21 protein-coding genes are annotated in these 23,218 nt (G+C 66.7%); 12 read left to right on the forward strand and 9 right to left on the reverse strand.

Going from position 1 to position 23,218, the window contains the following annotated elements:
- Window positions 1–63 precede the first annotated feature (63 nt).
- The 3 genes from PARJ55_RS0113865 to PARJ55_RS0113875 are packed head-to-tail and all read right to left on the reverse strand — an operon-like array spanning window position 64 to window position 2,722.
- Entirely contained in the window at window positions 64–867 is an 804-nt protein-coding gene (locus PARJ55_RS0113865; RefSeq protein WP_028713587.1) for an ABC transporter permease, read from the reverse strand.
- Entirely contained in the window at window positions 867–1,670 is an 804-nt protein-coding gene (locus PARJ55_RS0113870) for an ABC transporter ATP-binding protein (RefSeq protein ID WP_028713588.1), read from the reverse strand. The genes PARJ55_RS0113865 and PARJ55_RS0113870 overlap by 1 nt, the downstream gene beginning before the upstream one ends.
- A 17-nt stretch (window positions 1,671–1,687) precedes the next feature.
- Window positions 1,688–2,722: an ABC transporter substrate-binding protein gene (locus tag PARJ55_RS0113875; protein ID WP_028713589.1), complete on the reverse strand. Its 1,035-nt coding sequence runs from the start codon at window positions 2,720–2,722 to the stop codon at window positions 1,688–1,690.
- Window positions 2,723–2,866: 144 nt separating this feature from the next.
- On the opposite strand from PARJ55_RS0113875, the gene PARJ55_RS0113880 reads away from it, so the two are divergent.
- The 7 genes from PARJ55_RS0113880 (at window position 2,867) to PARJ55_RS0113910 (ending at window position 9,498) form a co-directional block, all read left to right on the forward strand.
- Window positions 2,867–3,772 (forward strand): LysR family transcriptional regulator, encoded by a 906-nt coding sequence (locus PARJ55_RS0113880; protein WP_028713590.1) that lies wholly within the window; start codon window positions 2,867–2,869, stop codon window positions 3,770–3,772.
- Window positions 3,773–3,963: 191 nt separating this feature from the next.
- Window positions 3,964–4,818: a transketolase gene (locus PARJ55_RS0113885; protein ID WP_028713591.1), complete on the forward strand. Its 855-nt coding sequence runs from the start codon at window positions 3,964–3,966 to the stop codon at window positions 4,816–4,818.
- On the forward strand, window positions 4,815–5,849 hold the full coding sequence (locus tag PARJ55_RS0113890) for a transketolase family protein (protein ID WP_028713592.1): 1,035 nt from the start codon (window positions 4,815–4,817) through the stop codon (window positions 5,847–5,849). Before PARJ55_RS0113885 ends, PARJ55_RS0113890 begins: the two co-directional genes overlap by 4 nt.
- Window positions 5,850–5,887: 38 nt before the next feature.
- Window positions 5,888–6,640 carry an SDR family NAD(P)-dependent oxidoreductase gene (locus PARJ55_RS0113895; RefSeq protein ID WP_028713593.1) on the forward strand — a complete coding sequence of 251 codons (753 nt, stop codon included), beginning with the start codon at window positions 5,888–5,890 and terminating at the stop codon, window positions 6,638–6,640.
- Window positions 6,641–6,700: 60 nt separating this feature from the next.
- Window positions 6,701–7,669: a TRAP transporter substrate-binding protein gene (locus PARJ55_RS0113900; protein WP_028713594.1), complete on the forward strand. Its 969-nt coding sequence runs from the start codon at window positions 6,701–6,703 to the stop codon at window positions 7,667–7,669.
- On the forward strand, window positions 7,666–8,229 hold the full coding sequence (locus PARJ55_RS0113905) for a TRAP transporter small permease (RefSeq protein WP_028713595.1): 564 nt from the start codon (window positions 7,666–7,668) through the stop codon (window positions 8,227–8,229). The genes PARJ55_RS0113900 and PARJ55_RS0113905 overlap by 4 nt, the downstream gene beginning before the upstream one ends.
- A 12-nt stretch (window positions 8,230–8,241) precedes the next feature.
- Entirely contained in the window at window positions 8,242–9,498 is a 1,257-nt protein-coding gene (locus PARJ55_RS0113910; protein ID WP_028713596.1) for a TRAP transporter large permease, read from the forward strand.
- Between the two features lie 45 nt (window positions 9,499–9,543).
- Here the strand turns inward: PARJ55_RS0113910 and PARJ55_RS0113915 are convergent, their stop codons facing one another.
- Both PARJ55_RS0113915 and PARJ55_RS0113920 read right to left on the reverse strand, forming a co-directional pair.
- The gene (locus tag PARJ55_RS0113915) at window positions 9,544–10,527 is read right to left on the reverse strand and encodes a LysR substrate-binding domain-containing protein (RefSeq protein ID WP_028713597.1); all 984 of its coding nucleotides are present in this window, start codon (window positions 10,525–10,527) and stop codon (window positions 9,544–9,546) included.
- Window positions 10,528–10,768: 241 nt separating this feature from the next.
- Window positions 10,769–12,007, reverse strand: a complete 1,239-nt coding sequence (locus tag PARJ55_RS0113920) for an aromatic ring-hydroxylating dioxygenase subunit alpha (protein WP_028713598.1) — start codon at window positions 12,005–12,007, stop codon at window positions 10,769–10,771.
- A 120-nt stretch (window positions 12,008–12,127) separates the two neighbouring features.
- Here PARJ55_RS0113920 and PARJ55_RS0113925 point away from each other — a divergent pair, with 120 nt between their 5' ends.
- From PARJ55_RS0113925 to PARJ55_RS0113945, 5 genes are all read left to right on the forward strand, one after another.
- Window positions 12,128–13,006, forward strand: coding sequence for a LysR family transcriptional regulator (locus PARJ55_RS0113925; RefSeq protein ID WP_028713599.1), 879 nt, complete (start codon window positions 12,128–12,130; stop codon window positions 13,004–13,006).
- Window positions 13,007–13,215: 209 nt separating this feature from the next.
- Complete coding sequence (locus PARJ55_RS22145; RefSeq protein ID WP_036698307.1) at window positions 13,216–13,866, forward strand: CerR family C-terminal domain-containing protein; 651 nt, start codon at window positions 13,216–13,218, stop codon at window positions 13,864–13,866.
- Window positions 13,859–14,800, forward strand: coding sequence for an HlyD family secretion protein (locus PARJ55_RS0113935; RefSeq protein ID WP_028713600.1), 942 nt, complete (start codon window positions 13,859–13,861; stop codon window positions 14,798–14,800). Before PARJ55_RS22145 ends, PARJ55_RS0113935 begins: the two co-directional genes overlap by 8 nt.
- Complete coding sequence (locus PARJ55_RS0113940) at window positions 14,797–15,705, forward strand: ABC transporter ATP-binding protein (RefSeq protein WP_028713601.1); 909 nt, start codon at window positions 14,797–14,799, stop codon at window positions 15,703–15,705. Before PARJ55_RS0113935 ends, PARJ55_RS0113940 begins: the two co-directional genes overlap by 4 nt.
- The gene (locus PARJ55_RS0113945) at window positions 15,702–16,841 is read left to right on the forward strand and encodes an ABC transporter permease (protein ID WP_028713602.1); all 1,140 of its coding nucleotides are present in this window, start codon (window positions 15,702–15,704) and stop codon (window positions 16,839–16,841) included. The genes PARJ55_RS0113940 and PARJ55_RS0113945 overlap by 4 nt, the downstream gene beginning before the upstream one ends.
- A gap of 106 nt (window positions 16,842–16,947) precedes the next feature.
- Here the strand turns inward: PARJ55_RS0113945 and PARJ55_RS0113950 are convergent, their stop codons facing one another.
- From PARJ55_RS0113950 to PARJ55_RS0113965, 4 genes are all read right to left on the reverse strand, one after another.
- Entirely contained in the window at window positions 16,948–17,985 is a 1,038-nt protein-coding gene (locus PARJ55_RS0113950; RefSeq protein WP_028713603.1) for a zinc-dependent alcohol dehydrogenase family protein, read from the reverse strand.
- A 135-nt stretch (window positions 17,986–18,120) separates the two neighbouring features.
- Window positions 18,121–18,621: an acetone carboxylase subunit gamma gene (locus PARJ55_RS0113955; RefSeq protein ID WP_028713604.1), complete on the reverse strand. Its 501-nt coding sequence runs from the start codon at window positions 18,619–18,621 to the stop codon at window positions 18,121–18,123.
- 66 nt (window positions 18,622–18,687) lie between these two features.
- Window positions 18,688–21,003, reverse strand: coding sequence for a hydantoinase B/oxoprolinase family protein (locus PARJ55_RS0113960; protein WP_028713605.1), 2,316 nt, complete (start codon window positions 21,001–21,003; stop codon window positions 18,688–18,690).
- 20 nt (window positions 21,004–21,023) lie between these two features.
- Complete coding sequence (locus PARJ55_RS0113965; RefSeq protein ID WP_028713606.1) at window positions 21,024–23,171, reverse strand: hydantoinase/oxoprolinase family protein; 2,148 nt, start codon at window positions 23,169–23,171, stop codon at window positions 21,024–21,026.
- Between the last annotated feature and the right edge of the window lie 47 nt (window positions 23,172–23,218).

Genomic DNA, 23,218 nt, shown 5'->3' on the forward strand with positions numbered 1-23,218 from the left:
TGTCACGCCGGGGCGGGTCAGGACCGCGGCGTCGATTTTCCGGTTGTTTCGAATGGTCTCAGGTTACCAGCGCACGATCCGGCGTTCGGCCAGCGTGACCAGGGCGAACATCAGCACCGACAGCCCCGAGGACATGAGCACCGTGGCGTAAAGCAGCGGCGAGTTGAAATTGAAGGTCGCGTCGATGATGAGCGCACCCAGGCCCAGATCCGCACCGACCCATTCGCCGACGATGGCACCGATGACCGAGGTGGTGGCCGAGATCTTCAGCGCCGAGAACAGGAACGGCAGCGACGACGGCAAGCGCATCTTCCAGAAGACCTCGGCCTTCGACGCCGACAGGATCCGCGCCAGTTCCAGCGTCTGCGGGCTGACCGACTGCAGGCCGCGCACCATGTTGACCAGCGTCGGGAAGAAGCAGATCAGCGCGGCGATCACCACCTTTGCCGTCATGCCCGGCCCGAAGATCAGCACAAGGATCGGCGCGATGGCCAGGATCGGGATGGTGTTGACGAAGACGGCGATGGGGAAGAACGCCCGCTCGACATTGCGGGAATGGACGAAGGCCACCGCGATCAGGATGGCGGCAAGATTGCCCACCACGAAGCCCGCCACGCTTTCAAAGAAGGTGGGCCAGAAGTTCTGCATCAGCAGGGGAAACTTCTCGACTAGGGTGACGGCGACGTCCGACGGCGCGGGGGCGATATAGGTCGGGACGCCCAGGGCCCTGACCCCCAGCTGCCACAACCCGACCAGCGCGACGGCTGTCCCGATGGGCACGATGGTCGAGACCAGCCTTTCCCTGCGCGCCGCGCTTCGGGCAAGGGCCTGGGGATCGGCGATGCCAAGGTTTTCGATGACGGCCATCAGCAGGTCTCCAGAAGTTCGCGCAGATAGCTGCAATAGCGGTTGAATTCGGGCGTATCGCGCAGCTTCATCTGCCGCGGCTCGGGCAGGTCGATATCGACGATTTCGCGCAGGCGTCCGGGATTGGCGCGCAGCATGATCACCTTCTGCCCCAGGAAAACCGCCTCGGAAATGGAGTGTGTCACGAACAGGATCGTCGTCCCCGTCTCCCGCCAGATGTCCAGCAGCTGAAGGTTCAGCCGGTCGCGGGTCATCTCGTCCAGCGCGCCAAAGGGCTCGTCCATCAGCAGCAGCTTGGGCTGGCACAGCAGCGCGCGCGCAATGGCGACCCGTTGGCGCATCCCGCCCGACAGTTCATGCGGAAGGGCGTTTTCGCGGCCCTTCAGGCCGACCAGCTCTAGCAATTCGCGGGGGCTGCGCGGCCCGGTCGGGATCACGGCCCCGCGCTTGCGCCCGATTTCCAGCGGCAGCTCGACATTCTTCAGGGCCGACCGCCACGGCAGCAGGGCGGCATCCTGAAAGACGAAGGCGAATTCCCGCGCCAGCCGTGCCTCTTCGGTCGTCTTGCCGAAGATCGAGACATCGCCCCCCGCGGCGGGGATCAGGTCCGAGACCAGCCGCAGCAGCGTGGACTTGCCGCATCCCGACGGGCCGAGGATGGTGTAGAACGCGCCGGCCTCGATCCGGAGGTCAAGCTTGTCGATGGCGGTATAGGATCCGAAGCGGACCGTTGCCGCGTCCAGCGTGGCCGCCGGAGCCTTCACCCGCGTCGTGTCAACCGGCTGCCCCACAAGGGTTTCCATGGGTTCCATCATGTCGTTCAACCGTATACCGGCCGCACCGCGGCGATTTCATCCAGCACCGAAAGGGTCATGACGTCGTCGACCGCAGGCGCCCCGCCTTCGAACTGGCCGAGGCGGTCGTAGATGTCGATCTGCGCCTGCCAGTTTTCGCGCGTCATCGTGCCCCAGCCGCGTTCGCGCGTCGCCTCGTCGAAGCTGTATTCGACGACAGCACCCACCGCCGCGAGTTCGGCATCCCGGTCAAGGTTGGGATAACGCGACACGAGGATGTCCACGGCGGCTTCGGGATTGTCATGCACCCAGCCCCAGCCGCGTGCGATCGCGCGCAGCATCCCGCGGACCTGCTCGGGGTTTTCGTTCAGCGACCTGTCGGTGACGTAATAGGGATTGGCGTAAAGCCTGATGCCCGCATCCCACAGGGTCATGTCGACCCGCTCCGGCCCCAGCACCGACAAGGCGCTGACATTGGTTTTCCAGCCGGTCACCACATCGGCCTGCCCGGTCAGCAGCGGCGACATGTCCGCGCCCATCACCCGCACCTCGACCTGATCCTCGGGGATGCCGTTGGCGGCCAGCAGCGCCTGCAACAGAATCCGCGCGGTGCCGTTGGTGGCCACGGTCTTGCCGATCAGATCCTTCGGCTCGCGCACCGGGTTCTTTTCGAGCGAGAAATAGGTGAAGGGATGCTGCTGATACCCTGCCGCGATGCACTTGACCGGCAGCCCCTGCGAGCGCGCCAGCATCAGCGACGGGCTGGAGCTGATCGAGCCGATCTCGGCCCGCCCCGACGCGACCGAGGCCACACCGTCCACGTTCGGACCTCCGGCGACGACTTCCAGCGCCAGCCCTTCCTCGGCGAAATAGCCGTTCTCATCGGCGGCCAGTTCCCCCAGGATGCCGTTCCCCGCCAGCCACCCGAGCTGCAGCTTGATCGTATGGATATCAGCGGCCCAGGCCCGTTCGATACCGATCCGGGTTCCGACAAAGGCGGCCCCAAGGGCCGTCATGCCCTGCAACAGACTGCGCCGGTCGAGCTTTGTTCTGTGTCGCATCTTTCCATCTCTCTGTTGGTGGTGGGGCGGCCCTTGTTTCGACCTTGTTGCACTGACTTTAGCGTTGCGGATGCAGTGCAGATAGAAGAAAGTTTTACCAACAGCGGTGCAGAAAACGCATCACCCCCCTGGCGTCGAGGCAGCATGCATACCAGCTTCCTGAAGTATTTCGACGAGGTCGCCCGGCAGCGGTCGATCCGCAAGGCGGCGCAGCTTCTCAACGTTTCGTCCACCTCGGTGAACCGCAAGATCCTCAACGTCGAGCAGCGGCTGGGCGTCTCGATCTTCGACCGCACCCCGGAGGGCGTGGAGCTGACGGCCGTGGGCGCGATCCTTCTGGAGCATTGCCGTACGGTGCTTCACGATTTCGAGCGCACCAAGATCCTGATCGACGACATGCGCGATCTGCGCACGGGGCATATCAACATCTGCACGATCGATTCGATTGCGATGGGCTGCCTGCCCCGGGCGATGAACGAATTCGGAAAGATCTATCCCGACATCTCGATCTCCGTCACGACCGCCCAACCCGAGGACGCAGTGCAGGCCGTGGCCAGCGGCGCGGCCGAGATCGGCATCGCCTTCACGTTCTCGGATCATCCCGGCGTCAGGCTGCTATCCGAAAAATCCGCGCCCTTTGGCGTTATCGTTCGTCCCGACCATCCGCTTGCCGGCCGGACCAGCGTCACACTCGACGACATTGCCGCCTACAGGCTGGTGCGCACCATCGATGCCCGCGGCGGGAACTCGATCATTGATCAGGCGATCACGACATTGGTCACGCCGCTGTCGACACATATCTTCACGAACACGTTGTTTCTTGCGAAGCAGATGATCCTGGGCGGTCATGGTATCGGGCTTTATACCAAGATTGGCTTCTACGACGACATCGAAGACGGCCAGCTCCGCTTCGTGCCGTTGATCCAGGAGATGCTTGCCAACATCCGGGTGGGGATCTTCGTCTCCACCTCAAGCCCCATCGACCCGGCCAAGCACCTGATGTGCAACGCGCTCGCAAGGGAAATGGCAGGCATGCGTCTGGATTCCTGAAGGGGTTGCTGCGCAAGCACGGCCGGAGGCGGCGGCCTTCCTGTCCTGCCATGGGTCCTTCATCCCGCGCGGGCAGGCCGGCTTGCGGGTATCTGAAGCTCACCTTCACAAACTGTAAAGAAAACATACAAGACTACGGGCCTGATTCGGCGCAAGCTTGCTCTCACGGCCCAAGCCGATGGGAGGAATTCATGACAGATCAAAGCCGCGTATCTGCGGCGTCCAACGTTTCGTTGGCGCTGCGGGCATGGAATATTCGCCGCAAGGCCCTGCTGATGGGCGAGGTGCAGGGACAGGGCTATATCGGCCAGGCGCTTGGCGTGGCCGATGTGCTGGCCGCATCCTATTTCCACGCCCTGAACTACGACCCCAGAAACCCGGAATGGGAAGGCCGCGACCGCTTCCTGCTGTCGATCGGGCATTACGCCATCGCGCTTTACGCCGTGCTGATGGAGGCCGGCATCCTGCCCGAGGAAGAGCTTGAGACCTACGGCATGGATGATTCCCGCATGCCGATGTCGGGCATGGCCTCCTATACTCCGGGGATGGAGATCACCGGCGGTTCGCTGGGTCATGGCCTCGGCATCGCCGTCGGCATGGCGATGGGGCTGAAGCGCAAGAACAGCCCGGCCTTCGTCTACAACCTGATGTCGGACGGCGAATTGGGCGAGGGATCGACCTGGGAAGCCGTGATGTCCGGCGTCCAGCACCGGCTGGACAACCTGATCTGCCTTGTCGATTTCAACGACCAGCAGGCCGACGGCAAATCGACCGCCGCGCTGGCCCAGGGCGACGAGCGTGCCAAATGGCAGGCCTTCGGCTGGCACGCGCAACGGGTCGACGGCAACGACCTTGCGGCCGTCGTCGCGGCGCTGGACGCCGCACGCGAAACCGACCACCGCGGTCCCCGCGTCATCATCTTCGACACCACCATGTGCAAGGGCGTCGATTTCCTGGAGAAACGCGAAATCACGCATTTCGTCCGCGTCGAGGCGGATGAATGGGCCAAGGCCCTGGCCGTCCTGGAGGAGGGGAAACCGCAATGACGCTGGCATCGATGAAGCGCAAATACGAACCGCGCAAGCTGCCCGAGGGGCCGCGCGTGGCGACCACGGCGATGATCGCCTCGCTAGCGGCCGAGGGCTATGACACCGTGGCTGCACCCTTCGGCCATGCGCTGGTCGAGGCGGCGCAGAAGGACGACAGGATCGTCGGCCTGTCCGCTGACCTGGCCAAATACACCGACCTGCACATCTTCGCGCAGGCGATGCCCGACCGTTTCTACCAGATGGGCATGGCCGAGCAGTTGCTGATGTCCGCCGCCGCCGGGCTGGCGCGCGAGGGCTTCAACCCGTTCGCGACGACCTATGCGGTCTTTGCCAGCCGCCGCGCCTATGACTTCATCGCCATGGCCATCGCCGAGGAAAACCTGCCGGTCAAGATCGTCTGCGCCCTGCCGGGCCTGACCACCGGCTACGGCCCCAGCCATCAGGCGACCGAGGATCTGGCGATCTTCCGCGGCCTGCCGAACATGACCGTGATCGATCCCTGCGACGCCGACGACATCATCGGCATGGTGCCGCAGATCGCCGCCCATGACGGCCCGGTCTACAGCCGCCTGCCGCGCGGCAAGGTGCCATCGGTGCTGACCCGCCACAAGCCGGATTACAGGTTCCAGCTGGGCAAGGCGCAGGTGATCCGCGAGGGCCGGGACGTGCTGATCGTCTCGACCGGGTTCATGACCATGCGTGCGCTGGACGCCGCCGAGGCGCTGGCCCGGGACGGGGTCGATGCGGCGGTGCTGCATGTGCCGACGATCAAGCCCCTGGATACCGAGACGATCCTGGCCGAGGCGCGCAAGGGCGGGCGGCTGGTGGTCACGGCCGAGAACCATACCGTCGTCGGCGGCCTGGGCGAGGCCGTCGCCACCACGTTGTTACGCAATGGCGTCACGCCGACATTCCGCATGATCGGCCTGCCGGACCAGTTCCTGGAGGCCGGAGCCCTGCCGACCCTGCACGAGATGTATGGGCTGACGGTGGGCAAGATCACCGAACGCATCAAGGGCTGGCTGTAAGCCGGCCCCCCAATTCAGACAATCAGGAGGAGAAGGCCATGGGCCTGCTGGACGGAAAATTCGCGGTGGTGACCGGCGCGGCCTCGCCGCGCGGCCTGGGCAAGGCCACGGCGCAACTCTTTGCCGAACATGGCGCCACCGTCGCCATTCTGGACCTCGACGCCGATCAGGCCAAGGCGGCTGCAGCGGATCTGGGCGAAGGCCATGTCGGGCTGGCCTGCGACGTGACCGACCTGGACGCCTGCAGACGCGCGGCGGACGCGTTGCTGCAACGCTGGGGCCGCATCGACGTGCTGGTCAACAATGCCGGCATCACGCAACCGCTGAAGGTGATGGATATCGCGCCCGGAAACTATGACGCGGTTCTGGACGTGAACCTGCGCGGCACGCTCTACATGAGCCAGGCGGTCATCCCCGCCATGCGCGAACGAAACGCGGGCAGCATCGTCAACCTGTCCTCGGTCTCGGCGCAGCGCGGGGGCGGAATCTTCGGCGGGCCGCATTATTCGGCGGCCAAGGCCGGCGTGCTGGGCCTGACCAAGGCCATGGCGCGCGAACTGGCGCCGCAGAACATCCGCGTGAACGCGGTCTGCCCCGGCTTCATCGCCACCGACATCACCGCCGGCAAGCTGACGCCCGAGATGATGGACGGCATTCTTGCCGGCATCCCGATGGGCCGCGCCGGCGAGGCGCGCGACGTGGCCGGCTGCTGCCTGTTCCTGGCCTCGGATCTGGCGTCCTATTGCACGGGAACCGAGGTCGACGTGAACGGCGGCTCGCTCATTCACTGAAAAAAGGCCTGCCGCGAGGAGGCGGCAGGCCCCATCATCTGCTCATTGGGAGGAAACACCATGAACCGCACCATCCTTGGGGCAATCCTGTCCGGCACCGTCTTTGCCGGTGCCGCCGCCGCCGATACCATCATCCTGGCCCATGCGCAGCCGCCGGGCAATCCGCGCTCGCTGGCGGCCGAGTTCTTCGCCGAAAAGCTGTCGGCCTGCACCCAGGGCCGCATCACCGTCAACGTGGCGGGCGCCGCGACGATGGGCGACGATGTCGAGGCGCTGACCTCGACCTCGGCCAATGTGATCCAGATCACCGCCAACAGCCAGGGCGCCACGGCGCAGATCGTCCCGGAACTGAACGTGATCGGCCTGCCCTTCCTGTTCGCGGATGCGCCGAGCGCCTGGAAGGCGATCGACGGCGAGATCAAGGCGCAGATCGACGAAAGGGCGCAGAATGCCGGGCTGAAGCTGCTGGGCTTCTGGGACAACGGCATCCGCCATGTCAGCCACCTGTCCCGGTCGATCACCACGCCGGCCGACCTCAAGGGCGTCAAGATCCGCACGCCGCCCGACGACATGACCATCGCGATCTTCAAGGCGCTTGGCGGCAACCCGGCGCCGCTGACCTTCGCGGAACTGCCGACCGCGCTGCAATCGGGGGTCTTCGAGGCGCAGGAGAACCCCCTGACGAACATCTATTCGTCCAAGCTGCACGAGATCACCAAGCATATCTCGCTGACCGGCCATAAATACGAGACCTCGCCGCTGCTGGCCAGCATGGCCTGGTGGGCGTCGCTGTCGCCCGAGGATCAGGCCTGCGTCCAGACCTCCGCCGACGAGGCGACGGCGTTCCAGAGGCAGACTGCCGAAGAGCAGGAGGTGGAGGTCCGCCAGAAGCTGGAGGCCGAGGGCGCCATCGTCACCGAGCTCGAAGATCGTCAGGCTTTCGTCGACGCGACGGCGGGGGTCTATGACGAATATCGCGCCCGCTTCCCGGAACTGGTCGATGCGATCATCGCCGAGGCCGCAAAATGACCGGCGCGCTTCATCCCGACACCGCCGGAAAGGAGGGGCGCCCGGCGCCCTCCGTCCTGCGCGGCATCGTCGCGGCGCTGGACATGTCGGGACGGCTGGTCTGCGTCGCGACCCTGATCGTGCTTTTCGTGGGGCTGATGGCCAATGTCGTCCTGCGCTATGTCTATGGCCAGGGGCTGGACTGGGCCTATGAGATCCATGCCATCCTGCTGCCCTGGATGATCGCCGGCGGGGTGGTGATCGCCACCGTCCACAGCCGCAACATCGCCATCACCATCCTGCCGGACCTGCTGTCCGACAGCGGCCGCAGGGTGCTGTTCATCCTCGTCTCGGTGCTGACGCTGCTGATCTCGGTCTTCGTGGTCTGGTCCGCGTTCCCGATCATCCGCGCGGCGCAATACCAGCGTCTCAGCGCCCTGGGCGGGATCAGCCAGCTTTGGGGCTATGCCAGCCTCGTCTACGGCTTCGGCGGCATCGCCGTGATCTGCGCCTGCGACCTGATCGCCGCGCTGATGGGCCGGACGCTGCGCAATGTCGAAACCGCTTCGAGCCTGAGCTGAGGAGGACCCGGAATGACCCCGATTCTCGTGATCGCATTCTTCGGCCTGATGGCGCTGTCCGTGCCGGTGGCCCATGCCATGCTGGGCGGCACCGCGCTGGCGCTGCTGGCAGACGGCAAGCCGCTGGCGGTGATCGCCCAGCGCCTCTATGCGCCGACGCAGGCATTCCCAATGCTGGCGATCCCCTATTTCATCCTGGCCGGCTCGCTGATGATGCACGGCAAGTTCGGCGAATACCTGGTCAATATCGCGCGGCTGATCGTCGGGCGCTATCGCGGCGGGCTGGGGCAGGTCAGCATCCTCGGCTCGGTGATGTTCGGCGGCGTCTCGGGCTCGGCGGTGGCCGATGCCTCGGCCATGGGCAATGCGCTGATCCCGGTGCAGGTGCGCGACGGCTATCCCGCGCCTTTCGCGGCGGCGATCAACGCCTCGTCCTCGACCATCTCGGTGCTGATCCCGCCCTCGATCCCGCTGATCCTCTACGGGCTGGTGGCGAATGTCTCGATCGTGGACCTGTTCGTCGCCGGCATCCTGCCGGGCCTGCTGCTGGCGGCCGGCCTGATGACCACGGTCTGGTTCGTCGCCAGGCGCCGCGGCCTGCCCGCCGCACCGCTGCCCGGCGGCTTCCGCGCCTTCAGAAGCCAGATCGTCTTCGCGCTGCCGGCGCTCTTGATGCCGATCTTCATCATCGGCACCCTGCGCTTCGGCATCGCCACGCCCACCGAGGTCAGCGTGCTGGCCGTCGCCTATGCGCTGCTGATCGGCATCTTCTTCTATCGCGACGTGACGCCGCGGCTGATCTGGAATGCCCTGGTCGATACCGGCATGATGACCGGCGCGGTGATGCTGATCATCATGGCCTCGGGCACGATCCAGTGGATCCTGACCGCCGAGCAGGTGCCGCAGAACCTGGCCGGCTTCGTCTCGACCCACCTGACGCAACCGTGGATGGTGCTGATCGCGCTGAACCTGGTGATGCTGGTCGTCGGCATGTTCCTGGACCTGCCCGCCGCGGTCCTGCTGCTGGCGCCGCTGTTCGTGACCATCGGCAACACGATCGGGCTCGATCCGGTGCAGCTGGGGCTGATGATGGTGATCAACCTCTCGATAGGGCTTTACACGCCGCCGGTCGGGACGACGCTGTTCATCTCGATGGCCATCGCGCGGACGGGGATCGGCCAGACCACCAAGGCGCTGCTGCCCTTCTATCTGGTGGCCCTGATACTGCTGCTGGCCTTCACCTTCATCCCGGCCCTGACGATCTACTGAGCGGCCGGAAACCGGGAATGCCGGGCGTCATCGCCCGGCATTCCTTCATCGCTCTTCGGACGTGACGAAGGCCGCCCGGCGCTCGAAGCGGGTCCGGTGCCCGCGTTCCTCCAGCCAGGCCCGCGCCTCGCGCATATGCTGCCGGCCCCTGTCCTTGACCCAGTCCGAGAACAGCCGCACCGCCCGGCGTCCCACATGGCGATGCGGGCAGACGATCCAGTATCCCGGAAACTCGATCACCTCGAACGCGGTCGAGAAGGGCACCAGATCGCCGCGCCGCAATTCCTCGAAGGCCAGCGTCATGCTGTCCAGGATCACGCCGCCACCGTCCATCGCCATCTGCACCGACATGCTCGACCGGTCGAAGCGGCAGGGATAGGACATCGAGGTGCCCTGCACGCCGTTGCGGGGCAGCCAGTAATCCCAGCGGTAATAGGCCTTGACGCTGTCGATCAGCCTTGCATGGCGCAGCTGCTCGCGCGGGTCGTCCGAGATCCTGCGCAACTCCTCGCGATAGGCGGGCGAGCACATGGGAAAGACGAAATCATGCACGACGCAATCGGTATGCAGCCCCTCCCAGTCGCCCTCGCCATAGCGCAGGTCCATGTCCACGACCTCGGTGTCGAATTCGGTGAAATTGGGCGTCGCATCGACCCGGACATCCCATTCCGGATGCCTGCGGCAGAAATCCGCAAGTCGAGGCGCCAGCCAGCGCACCCCGAAGGACGGGCTGACCCGGATCGACAGATTATGCGTTTCGCGCTGGCGGATGATGGCGGCGCGGACCTCGCGGATGGACTGGAAGGCCTGCGAGGTGGTCTGGAACAGCCGCTCGCCGTCGATGGTCAGGCGCAAATGGCGCTTTTCGCGATGGAACAGCTTCACGCCCAGGTTCTGCTCCAGCAGCTTGATCTGCTGGCTGACCGCCGAGGCCGAGACCTGCAATTCCTCGGCGGCGCGCATGACCCCGCCCAGCCGGGCGACGGCCTCGAAATGCGCCATGGACAGAAGATTGAGGTCGCGGGCCACAGCTTTGCTCTTCAGGTGGAATGCACAGACAGGTAAGTCTGGCTTATCTGCGGCCTGCAGCAAAGGGGTTTGCGCGGCCAGCGGACGCATGGACGCCCCGGGCCCGGATTTTCAGGCAGCCCCCGGCACCGGTAGCTGAAAAGCGCGCCGGAGGGGCCAGGGAAGCAGAAGACCGTCCCATCCGGCGCCTCGGCAGGAGCGAGGCGCCTTCCCGTTCAGAAGGCCAGCGGCGCGTTCATGGTCACTCGGCCGCCATGCGGCTGGGGGCGAGGCTGCGTTCCATCCATGCGGCATACCAGTCGATGAACTGGATCACGCCGCTTTCCCAGTCGGGCGAATAGGGGCCGGGAACATAGGCGGGCGAGAAGATGCCTTCCTGGTTGGTCTCGACGATCTCGCGATCCTCGTCATTGGTGGCGATCCAGACTTCGGTCAGGCGCTGAAGGTCGTAATCCACGCCCTCGACCGCATCCTTGTGTACGAGCCAGGTCGTCGTCACCTCGGTCTCGGTCGGGCTGATCGGGGTGACGCGGAAGGTCAGCGAGTGATCCGGCAGGAAATGGTTCCAGGTCGAGGGATAGTGAAAGACCAGCAGCGAGCCGGCGTCAGACTTGGCGACGCGGCCCAGCTGGCGCGCCACCGCCGCCTTGCCATCCATCGTATAGCTGACGGCGGTTTCCTGCAGCGGCATCCGCGCCAGCCGGAACTGGCCGCCGCCGCCCAGCAGGAACTGCGCCGGGGCGCCGGCCGCGGCACAGGCGTCGAAATGCGCCTGCAGCCGGGCCGAGATCGAGCCGTCGGCCGAAACCCCCGCCACCTCGGGGTCCAGCGGAAAGGACCGGCACAGCGCCGGATGGTTGCCGCTGCAATGATAGCATTCGCGGTTGTTTTCCCAGACCAGCTTCCAGTTGCCCTTCTCGATGATCGAGGAGCTGTAGGCAACCTTGGCGTCGGTCAGGTCGTGGACCGCCAGATAGGGCTCGGCAGCGCGGGCGAAAGCCTCGAAATCCGGCGGGTTGTCGGCCAGGCAGATATAGATCAGCCCCTTGAGGTTGCGCAGCGCCACCCCGCGCAGCCCGTGCTGGGTCGGGTCGAAATCGGGGCCCATGCTGTTGGCCCAGATCAGCTTGCCGTCCAGGTCGTAGGTCCATTGGTGATAGGGACAGACCAGCTTGGCCACCTGACCCTCGCGCGCCTTGCAGACGATCGAGCCGCGATGCCGGCAGGAATTGTGGAAGGCACGGATTTCCCCGTCGCGGCCCTTGACGATGACGATGTTGTAGGCGCCGACCCGCAGCGTCGCGTAGCTGCCGGGCTTGACCAGATGGCAGGCCGGGATGGCATAGAGCCATTCGCGGTAGAAGATATGCTCCAGATCCTGCTGATAGATCTCGGGCGAGGTATAGAAGGGCTGTTCCAGCGCGTGTCCGGGAATCCGGCGGGCAAGCAGGTCATGCAGATTCGTGTTGGTGGCGGACATGTTCGGCTTCCAGGGGATGAGGGTGAATCTGTCCTGACGTTCCCCCGGATGCGCCGCCTTGACAACGGCATTAAAATTCACCTTGGATTATTTCAGCTAATCCAAAAACGCAGGAGGCGCATGGCTCGGCCCTACGACTTCGCTTCGATGACCGCGCTGATCTGCTTCGAGGCCGCGGCGCGCAACGGCGGTTTCAAGGCGGCGGCGCGCGAGATGAACGTGACCCCCGCCGCCATCAGCCACCAGATCAAGGCGTTGGAGCAGGATCTGGGCTGCGCGCTGTTCCTCCGCCGGCATCGCGGGGTCGAGCTGACCGAGAAGGGCGCCTTCCTGCTGGTCGCCCTGCAGCGCGGCTTCGAGACGATCTCGGACACGGTCGGCCAGTTGCGGGCCCGCCCCGATGCGGTCGATGTCACCATCCGCGCCACGACCGCGGTCAGCGCCCTGTGGCTGACCCCGAAGATCACCGCGTTCTGGAAGGCCTATCCCGCGATCACCGTCTCGCAGATCGTCAGCGACGTGCCGCGGGCGGCCAGCCGGCACGACATCGGCATCGGCTATGTCCGGCCGGGCCAGGACGGCGGCGAGCGGCGCGAGATCTTCCGCGACCGCATCCGCGCCTATGGCACGCCGCGCTTTGCCGAAAACCACCGCATCGCCGGAATCGGCGACCTGCTGCGCGCCCCGCTGATCCACCTGAACGACGACGACAATGCCTGGCCCGGCTGGGCGGAATGGTTTTCCGAACTCGGCCAGCCGGCCCCGTCCGGCCGCAGCCTGTTCGTCAACAACCACATGATCGCCCTGCAGGCCGCCCAGGACGATGTCGGCGCGGTGCTGGGCTGGGAGGGGCTGATGGCCAGGCTGCTGGCCGAGGGGCGGCTGGTCGAACTGGTGCCGGAAAGCGTGCCCGCGCCGGCAGGGTTTTCCCTTGCCATCAGCCCCCGCGCCTCGGCCAAGGCCCGGCTGTTCGCCGACTGGCTGGTGCGGAACGCCTGAGGCAAGGGCGGCAAGGCCAACAAGTGGCAGGCGACGCGCGCCCCGGCATGGCGCAACTCCCCCGCCGCCGGGCCTCTGACCGGCCCCGCGCGACGCGCCGCCCTACAGCCCCGCATCGCGAGACCCGCGCCGCGCCGGAGCCCCCGCACCGGGCTCGACTCGGCGGGCTCGACTCGGCGGGGAAAATCCTGTATCAAGCGATTGATTGAATGCAGCGCGAGATCGGCATGGACCCGCATCCCACCCGCATGTCGCTGATCCGGGCCGCCCTGCAGCAATTCGGGCGCGGCGGATTCGAGGCCGCCTCGACGCGCGCCATCGCCGCGCAGGCCGGGACGAACATCTCGTCGATCGCTTATCACTTCGGCGGCAAGGACGGGCTGCGCATCGCCTGCGCCGACGCGGTGGCCGAGCAGGTGGCGCAGGTCGCCCGGCCCCTGCCCGGCTTGCAGGACCGGCCGGATCCCCGCCAGGCCCGGATGATCCTGCGGCGGCTGGTGCGCCGCATCGTCACCTTCATGATCGTCAGCCCCGGCGCCAGCGATGCCGTGGCCTTCGTCCTGCGCGAGCTGGCCGAGCCGGGCAGCCCGGTGCTGGACCGGCTTTATGCCACGCTGGTCGAGCCCCGGCACCGGGCGCTTTGCGCGCTGTGGTCCGCCGCGACCGGCGCGCCGGCAGAATCCGAAGAAGTGAAGCTGGCCGTGTTCTCGCTTGTCGGGCAGGCGGTCTATTTTCGCGTCGCCGCGCCCATCGTCCAGCGCCGCATGGGCTGGCGGCACTATGCGCGGCCCGAGGCGCGGGCGATCACGCGGCGGATGCTGACCAATCTGGACCGGATGACCGGGGGCGGGGATGGCTGATCTCATCTGCTCGCTTGCCTTTCTGGCGGCGCTGTTTGCGCAATGCGGCCCGCCGCCGCCCCTCGGCACCGGCTATGTCGAGGGCGAGTATGTGCAGATCGCCCCGGTGGCGACGGCGCGGGTCGAAACGCTGGCCGTGCAGCGCGGCGACCGCGTCCAGGCCGGGCAGGCCGTGGCAATGCTGGAGAGCCGCGACGCCGCGCTGGCGCTGGCCGCGGCAAGGGCCGCCGAGGCCCGCGCCGCCAGCGAGCTGGCCAATCTGGAAAAGGGCGGGCGCCAGCCCGAGATCGCCGCCGTCGAGGCGACGCTCGCCTCGGCCCGCGCCCAGGCCGAGCGCGCGGCGCGCGAGGCGGCGCGGCAGGAACGGCTGCTGGCGCAGCGCGTCAGCTCGCCCGCGCAGCGGGACGAGGCCCGCGCTGCCGCCGACATGGCCGAGGCGGCGGTGCGCGAGGCCGAGGCGCGGCTGGCCGTCGCCCGCCTGCCCGCCCGCCCCGATGCCATCGCCGCCGCCCGCGCCGCGCTGGCCCGGGCCCGGGCCGACCGGCAGGCGATGGAATGGCAGCTGCAGCAGCGCCGCCTGACCGCGCCCGCCTCCGGCACCGTCACCGACATCCTGCGGCATCGGGGCGAGCTTGCCGGGCCGTCGGCCCCGGTCCTGACCTTCCTGCCCGAGGGCGCAGTCACCCTGCGCTTCTATGTGGCCGAGGCCGATCTTGCCGCGCTGTCGCCGGGCACGCGGCTGCGGGTCGGCTGCGACGGCTGCACGTCCGGCAGCGCCACGGTTTCCTTCATCGCCGACCAGGCCGAGTTCACCCCGCCGGTCATCTATGCCCGCGACGCCCGGCAGAAGCTGGTCTATCTGGTCGAGGCCCGCCCCGATCCCGGCAGCGCGCTGAAGCCCGGCCAGATCGTCGATGTCTGGAAGGCGCCATGACCGGGGCGACGGCCATCGACGTGACCGGGCTGACGAAATCCTTCGGCGGCAGGCGGGTGGTGGACGACGTCGCGCTGCGGGTGGCCGAGGGCGAGATCGCCGGCTTCCTGGGGCCGAACGGCTCGGGCAAGACCACCTGCATCCGCATGATCTGCGGCCTGCTGACGCCCGATGCGGGCAGCGGCACCGTGCTGGGCCTGGACGTGCGCCGCCAGCAGCGCGCGATCCGGCGGCAGGTCGGCTACATGACGCAGAAATTCTCGTTCTACGAAGACCTGTCCATCCAGGAGAACCTGGCCTTCGTCGTCGGGCTCTACGGCCTGCCGCGGCAGGCGGTGCGCGACACGCTTGAGGATCTGGGCCTGACCTCGCGCAGGACGCAGCTGGCCGGCAGCCTCTCGGGCGGCTGGAAGCAGCGGCTGGCGCTGGCCGCCTGCATCATGCACCAGCCGCGCCTTCTGCTGCTGGACGAGCCGACCGCCGGCGTCGATCCCAAAGCCCGCCGCCAGTTCTGGGACGAGATCCACGCCCGGGCGCTGGGGGGCATGACGGTGCTGGTCTCGACCCATTACATGGACGAGGCGGAACGCTGCCACCGCATCAACTACATCGCCTATGGCCGGCTGGTGGTCTCGGGCACGGTGGCCGAGGTGATCGCGGGGGCGCGGCTGGTGACGCTGACCGTGCGATCGGCGCGGCCGGGCGAACTGGCCGAGCGCCTGCGCCGGGCCCCGGGCGTCGGGCAGATCGAGCCCTTCGGCACCGCGCTGCATGTGACCGGCACCGACCGCAAGCAGCTTGAAGCCGCGCTGGCCGCCGAAGGCGTGACGGGCCGGCCGGCCGAGACCAGCCTCGAGGACGTGTTCATCCGTCTGATGGAGCTCTCCGAGGACAACATGCGATGAGCTTTTCCCCGACACGGCTGCGGGCGCTTCTGCGCAAGGAGTTCATCCAGATGCGCCGCGACCGCGTGACCTTCGCCATGATGCTGGGCGTGCCGATCATGCAGCTTTTGCTGTTCGGCTATGCGATCAACAGCGACCCGCGGGACATGCCCGCGGCGCTGGTCGCCCCGGCGCAGGACCGCTTCGGCCGCAGCTTCGCCGCAGCGCTGGAGAACAGCGGCTATTACCGCATCACCCATCCCGCGGCCTCGGCCGGGGAAGCCGAGCGGCTGATCACCCGGGGCGAGGTTTCCTTTGTCGTGACGGTGCCCGCCGATTTCGGCCGGCGCATGCAGCAGGGCGACCGGCCGCAGATCCTGGTCGAGGCGGACGGCTCGGACCCTTCGGCGACCAGCGGCGCCATCGCCGCGCTGCCGCGCCTTGCGGACAGCGCCTTTCGCCGCGACCGGCCGGCCGAACCGGTCCAGGGCACGCCCGAAATCGTCGCGCCTCGCGCGCCGGAGATCATCGTGCATCGCCGCTACAACCCCGAGGGCGTCACGCAATACAATATCGTCCCCGGCCTGCTGGGGGTGATCCTGCAGATGACCATGGTGATGATGACCGCCATGGCGCTGACCCGCGAGATCGAGCGCGGCACCATGGAGAACCTGCTGGCCATGCCCGCCACCCCGGCCGAGATCATGCTGGGCAAGATCACCCCCTTCCTGGCCGTCGGCGCGGTGCAGGTCCTTGTCATCCTGGGCGCGGCCTGGGCGGTCTTCGACGTGCCTTTCGTCGGCTCGCTGGGGCTGCTGCTGGCGGGGGTGATGGTCTTCGTGCTGGCGCTGGTGCTGCTGGGCTATCTGATCTCGACCGTGGCGCGCACGCAGATGCAGGCGATGCAGGTCGCGATCTTCGTCTTCCTGCCCTCGGTCCTGCTGTCGGGCTTCATGTTCCCGTTCCGGGGCATGCCCGGCTGGGCGCAGGCCCTGGGCGAGGTGCTGCCGGTGACGCATCTGCTGCGGCTGGTGCGCGCCGTCATGCTGAAGGGCGCGGGCTTCGCCGATGTCGCGCCGCAATTCGCGGCGCTGGCGGCCATGGTGGCGGTGCTGGGGCTGCTGGCCCTGCTGCGGTTCCGCCGGACGCTGGACTGAGCGCCCGCCGGCACAAGAACCGGGGCGCCCGATCCCGCGGCCGCCGCAAGGACCCTTTCCACCCCGTGCGGTCCCGGCGGCGGGCGGCCGGAACCGGCAGGCCTGCTCAGGCGGCCAGGATCACCTTCATCGCCTTTTCCCGCGCGGCATTGCCGAAGACCTCATAGGCCTGCAGGATCTCGTCCAGCCGGAAGCGATGCGAGACCAGCTGCCCCGGATCGACCCGGCCCGATTGCAGGGTGCGAAGCAGCATCGGCGTGGTATTGGTGCAGACCAGCCCGGTCGAGATGGTGATGTTCTTGATCCAGAGCTCTTCCAGATGCAGCTCGACCGGCTGGCCATGCACGCCGACATTGGCGATGTTGCCGCCGGCCGAGACGATCTTCTGGCAGATGTCGAAGGTCGCGGGCACGCCCACCGCCTCGATCGCCACGTCGACGCCCTGCCCTTCGGTCAGCTCCATGATCCGGGCCACGGCGTCCTCGGCCCCGACCTGGATGGTGTCGGTGGCGCCGAAACGGCGCGCAAGCTCCAGCCGCGCGGGATCGGTGTCCAGCATGACGATCCGCCCCGGCGCGTAGAATTGCGCCGTCAGCAGCACCGACATGCCGACCGGCCCGGCACCCACCACGGCGACGGTATCGCCCGGCTTGACCCGGCCGGCCTGCACGCCGATCTCCAGCCCGGTCGGCATGATGTCCGACAGCATCACCAGCGCCTCTTCGTCCGCGCCGGCGGGGATCGGATAAAGCGAATTGTCGGCATGCGGGATGCGGACATATTCCGCCTGGGTGCCGTCGATCAGATGGCCGAGAATCCAGCCGCCATCCGCGCAATGTGCGTAAAGCTGGCGCTTGCAGTTCGGACAGGCCCCGCAAGAGGTGATGCAGGAGATCAGCACCGCGTCGCCGGGCCGGAAATTGCGCACGGCCTCGCCGACCTCCTCGACCACGCCGACGCCCTCATGGCCCAGGGTCCGCCCCGGCGTCACCGTGGGCACGTCGCCCTTCAGGATGTGCAGGTCGGTGCCGCAGATCGTCGTCCTGGTGATCCTGACGATCACGTCGGTCGGCTTCCGGATCGCCGGCCGGTTCTTTTCCACCCAGTCCTTCTGGCCCGGACCGTTATAGACCAATGCCTTCATGGCCTTTTCCTCCATTGGCATCCGCGCGTCCCTGCCGACTCTACCCTGCCGCGGCGGCCAAGGCCCGTCCGAATTTCGGACAAATCCGCGCATGGGCAAGGGCGGCCGGGGACGGCCGCCCAAGGCGCGGCGCGCTCAGGCGCGCTCGGGGACGGGCAGGTCCAGCCAGTCCTTGTAGAAGGTCTCGATATCCGGCTCGAAGTCGTGAATGACCGGATACCAGGGCGTCGGCGCCTCGACGTCCAGCAGATCGCCGGAAAGCGGGCAGAAATATTCGCGGATCACCTGCCATTCCGGCGAGGGCGCCATCAGGCGGGGATAAAGCTCCTCCATCTTTTCGGCGGTCTCGCGCACGCGGATGCGGGCGTGCAGCTTCCAGTTCTGGTCCCATTCGCAGAAATCGTGGCCGGCCTGGCTGCGGATCATCCATTTCCGGTCCGACTTGCGCTGCACGATGTAAAGCTTGGGTCCCAGCGGCAGGATGATCGGGTCGTCCCAGTCCACCTGTTCCTGCAGGATCTCCAGGTAGATCTGGAAGCGTTCGCGGTCCTTGGGCGTGGACAGCATGGTGTGCAGCGTGTCGCGGTCGATCTTGCCGTCCACCAGGTCTTTAATCTTGGCTTTGGTATAGGCCATCTTTTCCTCCATTGGATGGGCCTGAAAGAACGGCTGCGCCCGAGGGGGCGGGCGCAGCCCCGGGCGTCATTCCTCGACGAATTGCACGGTCCGGACGTCCGGCAGTTCCGAGATGTCCATCGAGTATTCGCGCCCGTAGGACGGGATCGGCAGGTCGGCCTCCATCAGCCGCCAGTCGACCGGCAGGTCCCAGAAGCTGCGGAACTGCTGTTCGAAGCGCGGGCCGAGCTTGAAGGAGGCGGCATACATCTGCTGGACATGCACGCCGGCCTCCTTGGCCAGGATGCGCTGGCGTTCACCCGCCATCCATTCCTGCGTCGGCACCGATTCCTCCAGCCGCTGCTTGCGGATGGCGCGGCGCCGGGCCTCGGTCGCGGCGGCGTCCACGCCCTTCATGCCGTCGCCGGCGCCCTTCAGCACCACGCCATAGACGCTGTCAGCAAAGCGGGGCAGCAGATAGCCGCCGTTCACGTCGTCGGCCACCTTCTGCGGCTCGCGGTCCAAGGGATCGCCGAAGCCCGGCCCGCCGCGCATGTAGTTCAGATAGAGGTCGTAATCCTTGAACATCGCCTCGGTGGTGATGGCCTGCTTGTCGCGCTTGATCCGCGCATCGGGCAGCATCGCCTCCCAAGTCGGGTTCTCGGGGTCGGTGTCGCCGCCATGCGGGATGGCGCCGCCCTCGGCGATGATCTCCTGAAGCCGGGTGTCATGCGCCTCGAAGCGATAGCCCGAGGCCGCCGGATAGCCGCCCATCAGCCCCCAGTCCGAGCTGATATGACCGTTGCCCATGAAGAACATCGTCCAGTCCTTGGCGTTCCAGACCATGCGCAGGCTTTCGAACCCGCAGCCGCCGCGATACTTGCCGGCGCCGCCGGAGCTGGCCTTGATCTGCCGGCCCAGATAGACCAGCGGCTCGGCCAGCTCCCAGATCTCCATGTCGCCCATGTCGCCTTCGGGGTTCCAGACCGCGGCGGCATGGCTGATGCCGTCCATATGCGCGCTGGCGCCGACGCCGTTCGCCGCACATTCGAACGAGTTGACGGCATGGATCTCGTCATACTGGTTGAAGCCGCCGCCCTGCAGCCAGTTCGAGGTATTGGCGTTGCCGGCGTTCACCTCTTCCAGGTAGCCGCGGCCGAAATAGGCCCGGCTGAGACCCCGCCACAGCGCCGTCCAGGAACTGACCAGGAAGTGCCAGGAATAGCTGAAGGCGACGCGCCGGTCGTCCGGGTTCATCCAGGTGCCCTTGGGCAGGCGGAACTCGGTCCCGTAGGCGGCGCCGTCATTGATCATCTCGGTCGGGATCAGCGATTGCGTCATCATCACCCAGATGCCGCTGGTGAAGCTGACCTGATGGGCGTTGTAGGTGTGCCAGCCCCAGCGGCTTGATCCCTCGAAATCCAGCCGCCAGGTGCCGTCGCCGCGGATGGTGATTTCCGACGGGGTATGCATGATCGTGTCGACCTTGGCGAAGTCGGAGGGCACCCGCACGTCCTCATGCGCATAAGGCACGTCCACGAAGCCCACTTGCCGGTATTTGCCGGGGATAGTCATCGCCTTGATGCGGGCCTGCAGGCCGATGCGGCCGTGTTCGACCGATTCATAGGCGAATTTCCAATAGGCCTCGATGCCCTCGTCGGCGATCACCTCCTGCACCAGGTCGCGGATCATGTGGCAGCCGGCGACGCGGGTGCGCTCGTCCAGCATCCAGTAGCGGGTGGTGCGCACCATGCGCTGGCTTTCATGCAGCCAGTCGCGCTTCAGCTCGTCGTTCTCGCCGATCTTGCGGCAGGTGATAGAATAGCCGTCGCCGAAACGCTGCACCTGGCCCGTGGACATCGAGCCGGGGCCGACCGAGCCGGTGTCGATCACATGGGTCACGCCGCCGACCCAGCCGATCAGCTCGCCCTCGTGAAAGATCGGCACGATGGTGTGGATGTCGCAGGGATGGACATTGCCGATCAGGCTGTCGTTGTTGCAGAAGATGTCCTTGTCCTTGATGCCGGGGTTCTGCTCCCAGCCGTTCTCGATCATGTATTTGATCGCCGCGCCCATGGTGCCGACATGGATGATGATGCCGGTCGAGGTCAGGATGCTGTCGCCCGCCGCGTTGTAGAGGGTGAAGCAAAGCTCGCCCTCCTGCTCGACGATGGGCGAGGCGGCGATCTTCTTGGCGGTCTCGCGCGCGTCCACCACCCCGGCCCGCAGGCGGGAAAACAGCTTATTGTACTTGATCGGGTCGCTGTCGCGCAGCTCCAGCCGGTCGAGGCCGGCGTAATGTTTCGTCCGCTTGGTGGCCTCCATCAGCCGGTCACGGTGCTGCTTCAGCGTCTCGCCGCCGCGGACGATGCCGCGCGTCTCGACTTTGGATTGCATGTTCATGATGTTTCCTCCCCGGGAAATCAGACTTCTTTCAGGTGGAACAGGCGGTGACCGTCCAGCCAGGTCTCGAACCCGCCCGGCACCACGAAGGTCGTCGCGTCGGATTCGATCACGGCGGGGCCGGTGATGCGGTTGCCGGGCTGCAGCGCCTCCATCCGGTAAAGCTGGGCATCCACCCATTTCTTGTGCCGGTAGAACTTGCGCGTGCCGAGCTTGGCCTCCTCGGGCGGGGTCGGGCCGGCCTCGGGCTCTTTCGGGATCTTCGGCTTCGGGATCGGCACCGTGCCGCGCATGATCGCGCCGGTCACCGAATAGCCCAGCTCGGGCGAGCGCGCCGAGGCGGCATACACCCGGCCATAGGTGTCGTTGAAGGCATCGACCAGCTTGTCCCAGTCCTCGGCGGAATGCGCCTCGGTGATCGGGCTTTCGATCTCCAGGTCGTTCAACTGGCCGCGATACTGCATGCGGAAGCCCGGTTGCAGCTTGACCCGGTCGGGGCTGTAGCCGTTGATCTCGAACTCTTCCAGCACCCGCTCGCGCAGCTCCTCCCAGGCGGCTTGCAGGGTCTTGGCCTGGTTGGCCTTCAGATCGGCGCTTGCGTCGCTGGCGATGTTGATGTCCAGCGACTTGTCATAGCGGTATTCGAAATCCGCCGCCGCGCAGCCGAAGGCGGAAAAGCCCGCCGCCCAGGCCGGCACGATCACGTCCTCGAAGCCCAGCCCCTCGGTATAGCCGTAGGTATGGACCGGACCGGCGCCGCCATAGCTGAAGCAGACGAAGTTGCCCGGCGTCGAGCCCTTGCCCGAGATCATCGAGCGCAGATAGTCGCGCAGGTCGCTGTCCAGAAGCTCGATCACGCCCGCCGCCGCATCCTCGACCGTCAGGCCCAGCGGGTCGGCGATCTGCTCTTTCATCGCGTTCCAGGCGCGCTCGCGGTCCAGCTTGACCTGCCCGCCCAGGAAATTGTCGGGGTTCAGATAGCCCAGGATGACGTGGCAATCCGAGATGGTCACGGTCTCGATCCCCGACTCGGCCCAGCAGACCCCGACCCGATAGCCGGCACTGTCCGGTCCCAGCTTGATCGCCTTGGTATAGGGATCCAGCCGGATGAACGAACCGGCGCCCGCGCCGACCGAATCCATCGCCACCAGCGGCAGCGACAGCACCAGCCGCGCCATGTCGGGGTCGTTGCGGATCGTCAGCTCGTTCTGGGTGATCAGCGCCACGTCGAAGGAGGTGCCGCCGATATCCGAACAGGCGATGTTGGAATAGCCCAGCACCTCGCCCAGGTATTTCGCCCCGATCACCCCGCCGATGGGGCCCGAGACGATGGTGCGCGCCAGTTCCTTGGCCTTCCAGCTGATGGTGCCGCCATGCGTCGCCATGACCCGGAAGTCGAATTTCGAGCCGTTCTCCTTGAAGGCCGAGGTGATCTTGTTCAGCGTCTGGCGCGAGGGCTCGGCGGCATAGGCTTCCAGGATCGTGGTGTTGGTGCGGTGGGTTTCCTTGCGCACCGGGTAATAGTCGGTCGAGGCGAAGACCGGGATCGCCTTGCCGGATTTCTGGATCTCCTCCAGCACGATGTCGCGCACCCGGCGTTCATGGCCGGGATTGCGATAGCTGTGCAGAAGCGAGATCACGATGCCCTCGACATCCTGGGCGATCAGGTCGCGGGCGGCCTGGCGGGCGGTGTCCTCGCGCAGCGGGATCACTACGGTGCCGGACATGTCCACCCGTTCCATCACGCCGCGCGTCAGGTGGCGCGGCACCAGCGGCTCGTCGTAGTAATGCGTGTTCAGGTGGATGCGGTCCTCGTAGGCGAAGCCCAGATAGGCCTGGATGGCGCGGCCCATGCGGTGGAAATCCTCCATCCCCGCATTGACGATCAGCCCGCAGCGCAAGCCCTTGCGCTGCACCACGCGGTTCAGCATGGCGGTGCCGGAATAGACGCCGGTCTGGATTTCGGACAGCGCCTCCTCCAGCGTCAGGCCCCAATGTTCCAGCCCCTCCCTGGAACTGGCGATCAGGCCGAGCGCCTCGTTCTGCGGCGTCGATTGCGCCTTGCCGACGACGAAGTCGCCCTCGGCATCGACGAAGAACGTGTCGGTCATGGTGCCGCCGGCATCGATGCCCAGCACCTGCACCTTGCGATTGTTGGATTTGTCCAATGGCACGGTTTTCTCCTCCCATTGCGCCACCCTCCCGTGGCGTAGGG

This window comes from Paracoccus sp. J55 (genome assembly GCF_000513975.1).
GTDB lineage: Bacteria > Pseudomonadota > Alphaproteobacteria > Rhodobacterales > Rhodobacteraceae > Paracoccus.

Bases quoted from the DNA above. Each gene is read 5' to 3' on its own strand.
- PARJ55_RS0113865 (WP_028713587.1), bottom strand. From the start codon at position 867: ATGGCCGTCATCGAAAACCTTGGCATCGCCGATCCCCAGGCCCTTGCC.
- PARJ55_RS0113870 (WP_028713588.1), bottom strand. From the start codon at position 1,670: ATGGAAACCCTTGTGGGGCAGCCGGTTGACACGACGCGGGTGAAGGCT.
- PARJ55_RS0113875 (WP_028713589.1), bottom strand. From the start codon at position 2,722: ATGCGACACAGAACAAAGCTCGACCGGCGCAGTCTGTTGCAGGGCATG.
- PARJ55_RS0113880 (WP_028713590.1), top strand. From the start codon at position 2,867: ATGCATACCAGCTTCCTGAAGTATTTCGACGAGGTCGCCCGGCAGCGG.
- PARJ55_RS0113885 (WP_028713591.1), top strand. From the start codon at position 3,964: ATGACAGATCAAAGCCGCGTATCTGCGGCGTCCAACGTTTCGTTGGCG.
- PARJ55_RS0113890 (WP_028713592.1), top strand. From the start codon at position 4,815: ATGACGCTGGCATCGATGAAGCGCAAATACGAACCGCGCAAGCTGCCC.
- PARJ55_RS0113895 (WP_028713593.1), top strand. From the start codon at position 5,888: ATGGGCCTGCTGGACGGAAAATTCGCGGTGGTGACCGGCGCGGCCTCG.
- PARJ55_RS0113900 (WP_028713594.1), top strand. From the start codon at position 6,701: ATGAACCGCACCATCCTTGGGGCAATCCTGTCCGGCACCGTCTTTGCC.
- PARJ55_RS0113905 (WP_028713595.1), top strand. From the start codon at position 7,666: ATGACCGGCGCGCTTCATCCCGACACCGCCGGAAAGGAGGGGCGCCCG.
- PARJ55_RS0113910 (WP_028713596.1), top strand. From the start codon at position 8,242: ATGACCCCGATTCTCGTGATCGCATTCTTCGGCCTGATGGCGCTGTCC.
- PARJ55_RS0113920 (WP_028713598.1), bottom strand. From the start codon at position 12,007: ATGTCCGCCACCAACACGAATCTGCATGACCTGCTTGCCCGCCGGATT.
- PARJ55_RS0113925 (WP_028713599.1), top strand. From the start codon at position 12,128: ATGGCTCGGCCCTACGACTTCGCTTCGATGACCGCGCTGATCTGCTTC.
- PARJ55_RS22145 (WP_036698307.1), top strand. From the start codon at position 13,216: ATGCAGCGCGAGATCGGCATGGACCCGCATCCCACCCGCATGTCGCTG.
- PARJ55_RS0113935 (WP_028713600.1), top strand. From the start codon at position 13,859: ATGGCTGATCTCATCTGCTCGCTTGCCTTTCTGGCGGCGCTGTTTGCG.
- PARJ55_RS0113940 (WP_028713601.1), top strand. From the start codon at position 14,797: ATGACCGGGGCGACGGCCATCGACGTGACCGGGCTGACGAAATCCTTC.
- PARJ55_RS0113945 (WP_028713602.1), top strand. From the start codon at position 15,702: ATGAGCTTTTCCCCGACACGGCTGCGGGCGCTTCTGCGCAAGGAGTTC.
- PARJ55_RS0113950 (WP_028713603.1), bottom strand. From the start codon at position 17,985: ATGAAGGCATTGGTCTATAACGGTCCGGGCCAGAAGGACTGGGTGGAA.
- PARJ55_RS0113955 (WP_028713604.1), bottom strand. From the start codon at position 18,621: ATGGCCTATACCAAAGCCAAGATTAAAGACCTGGTGGACGGCAAGATC.
- PARJ55_RS0113960 (WP_028713605.1), bottom strand. From the start codon at position 21,003: ATGAACATGCAATCCAAAGTCGAGACGCGCGGCATCGTCCGCGGCGGC.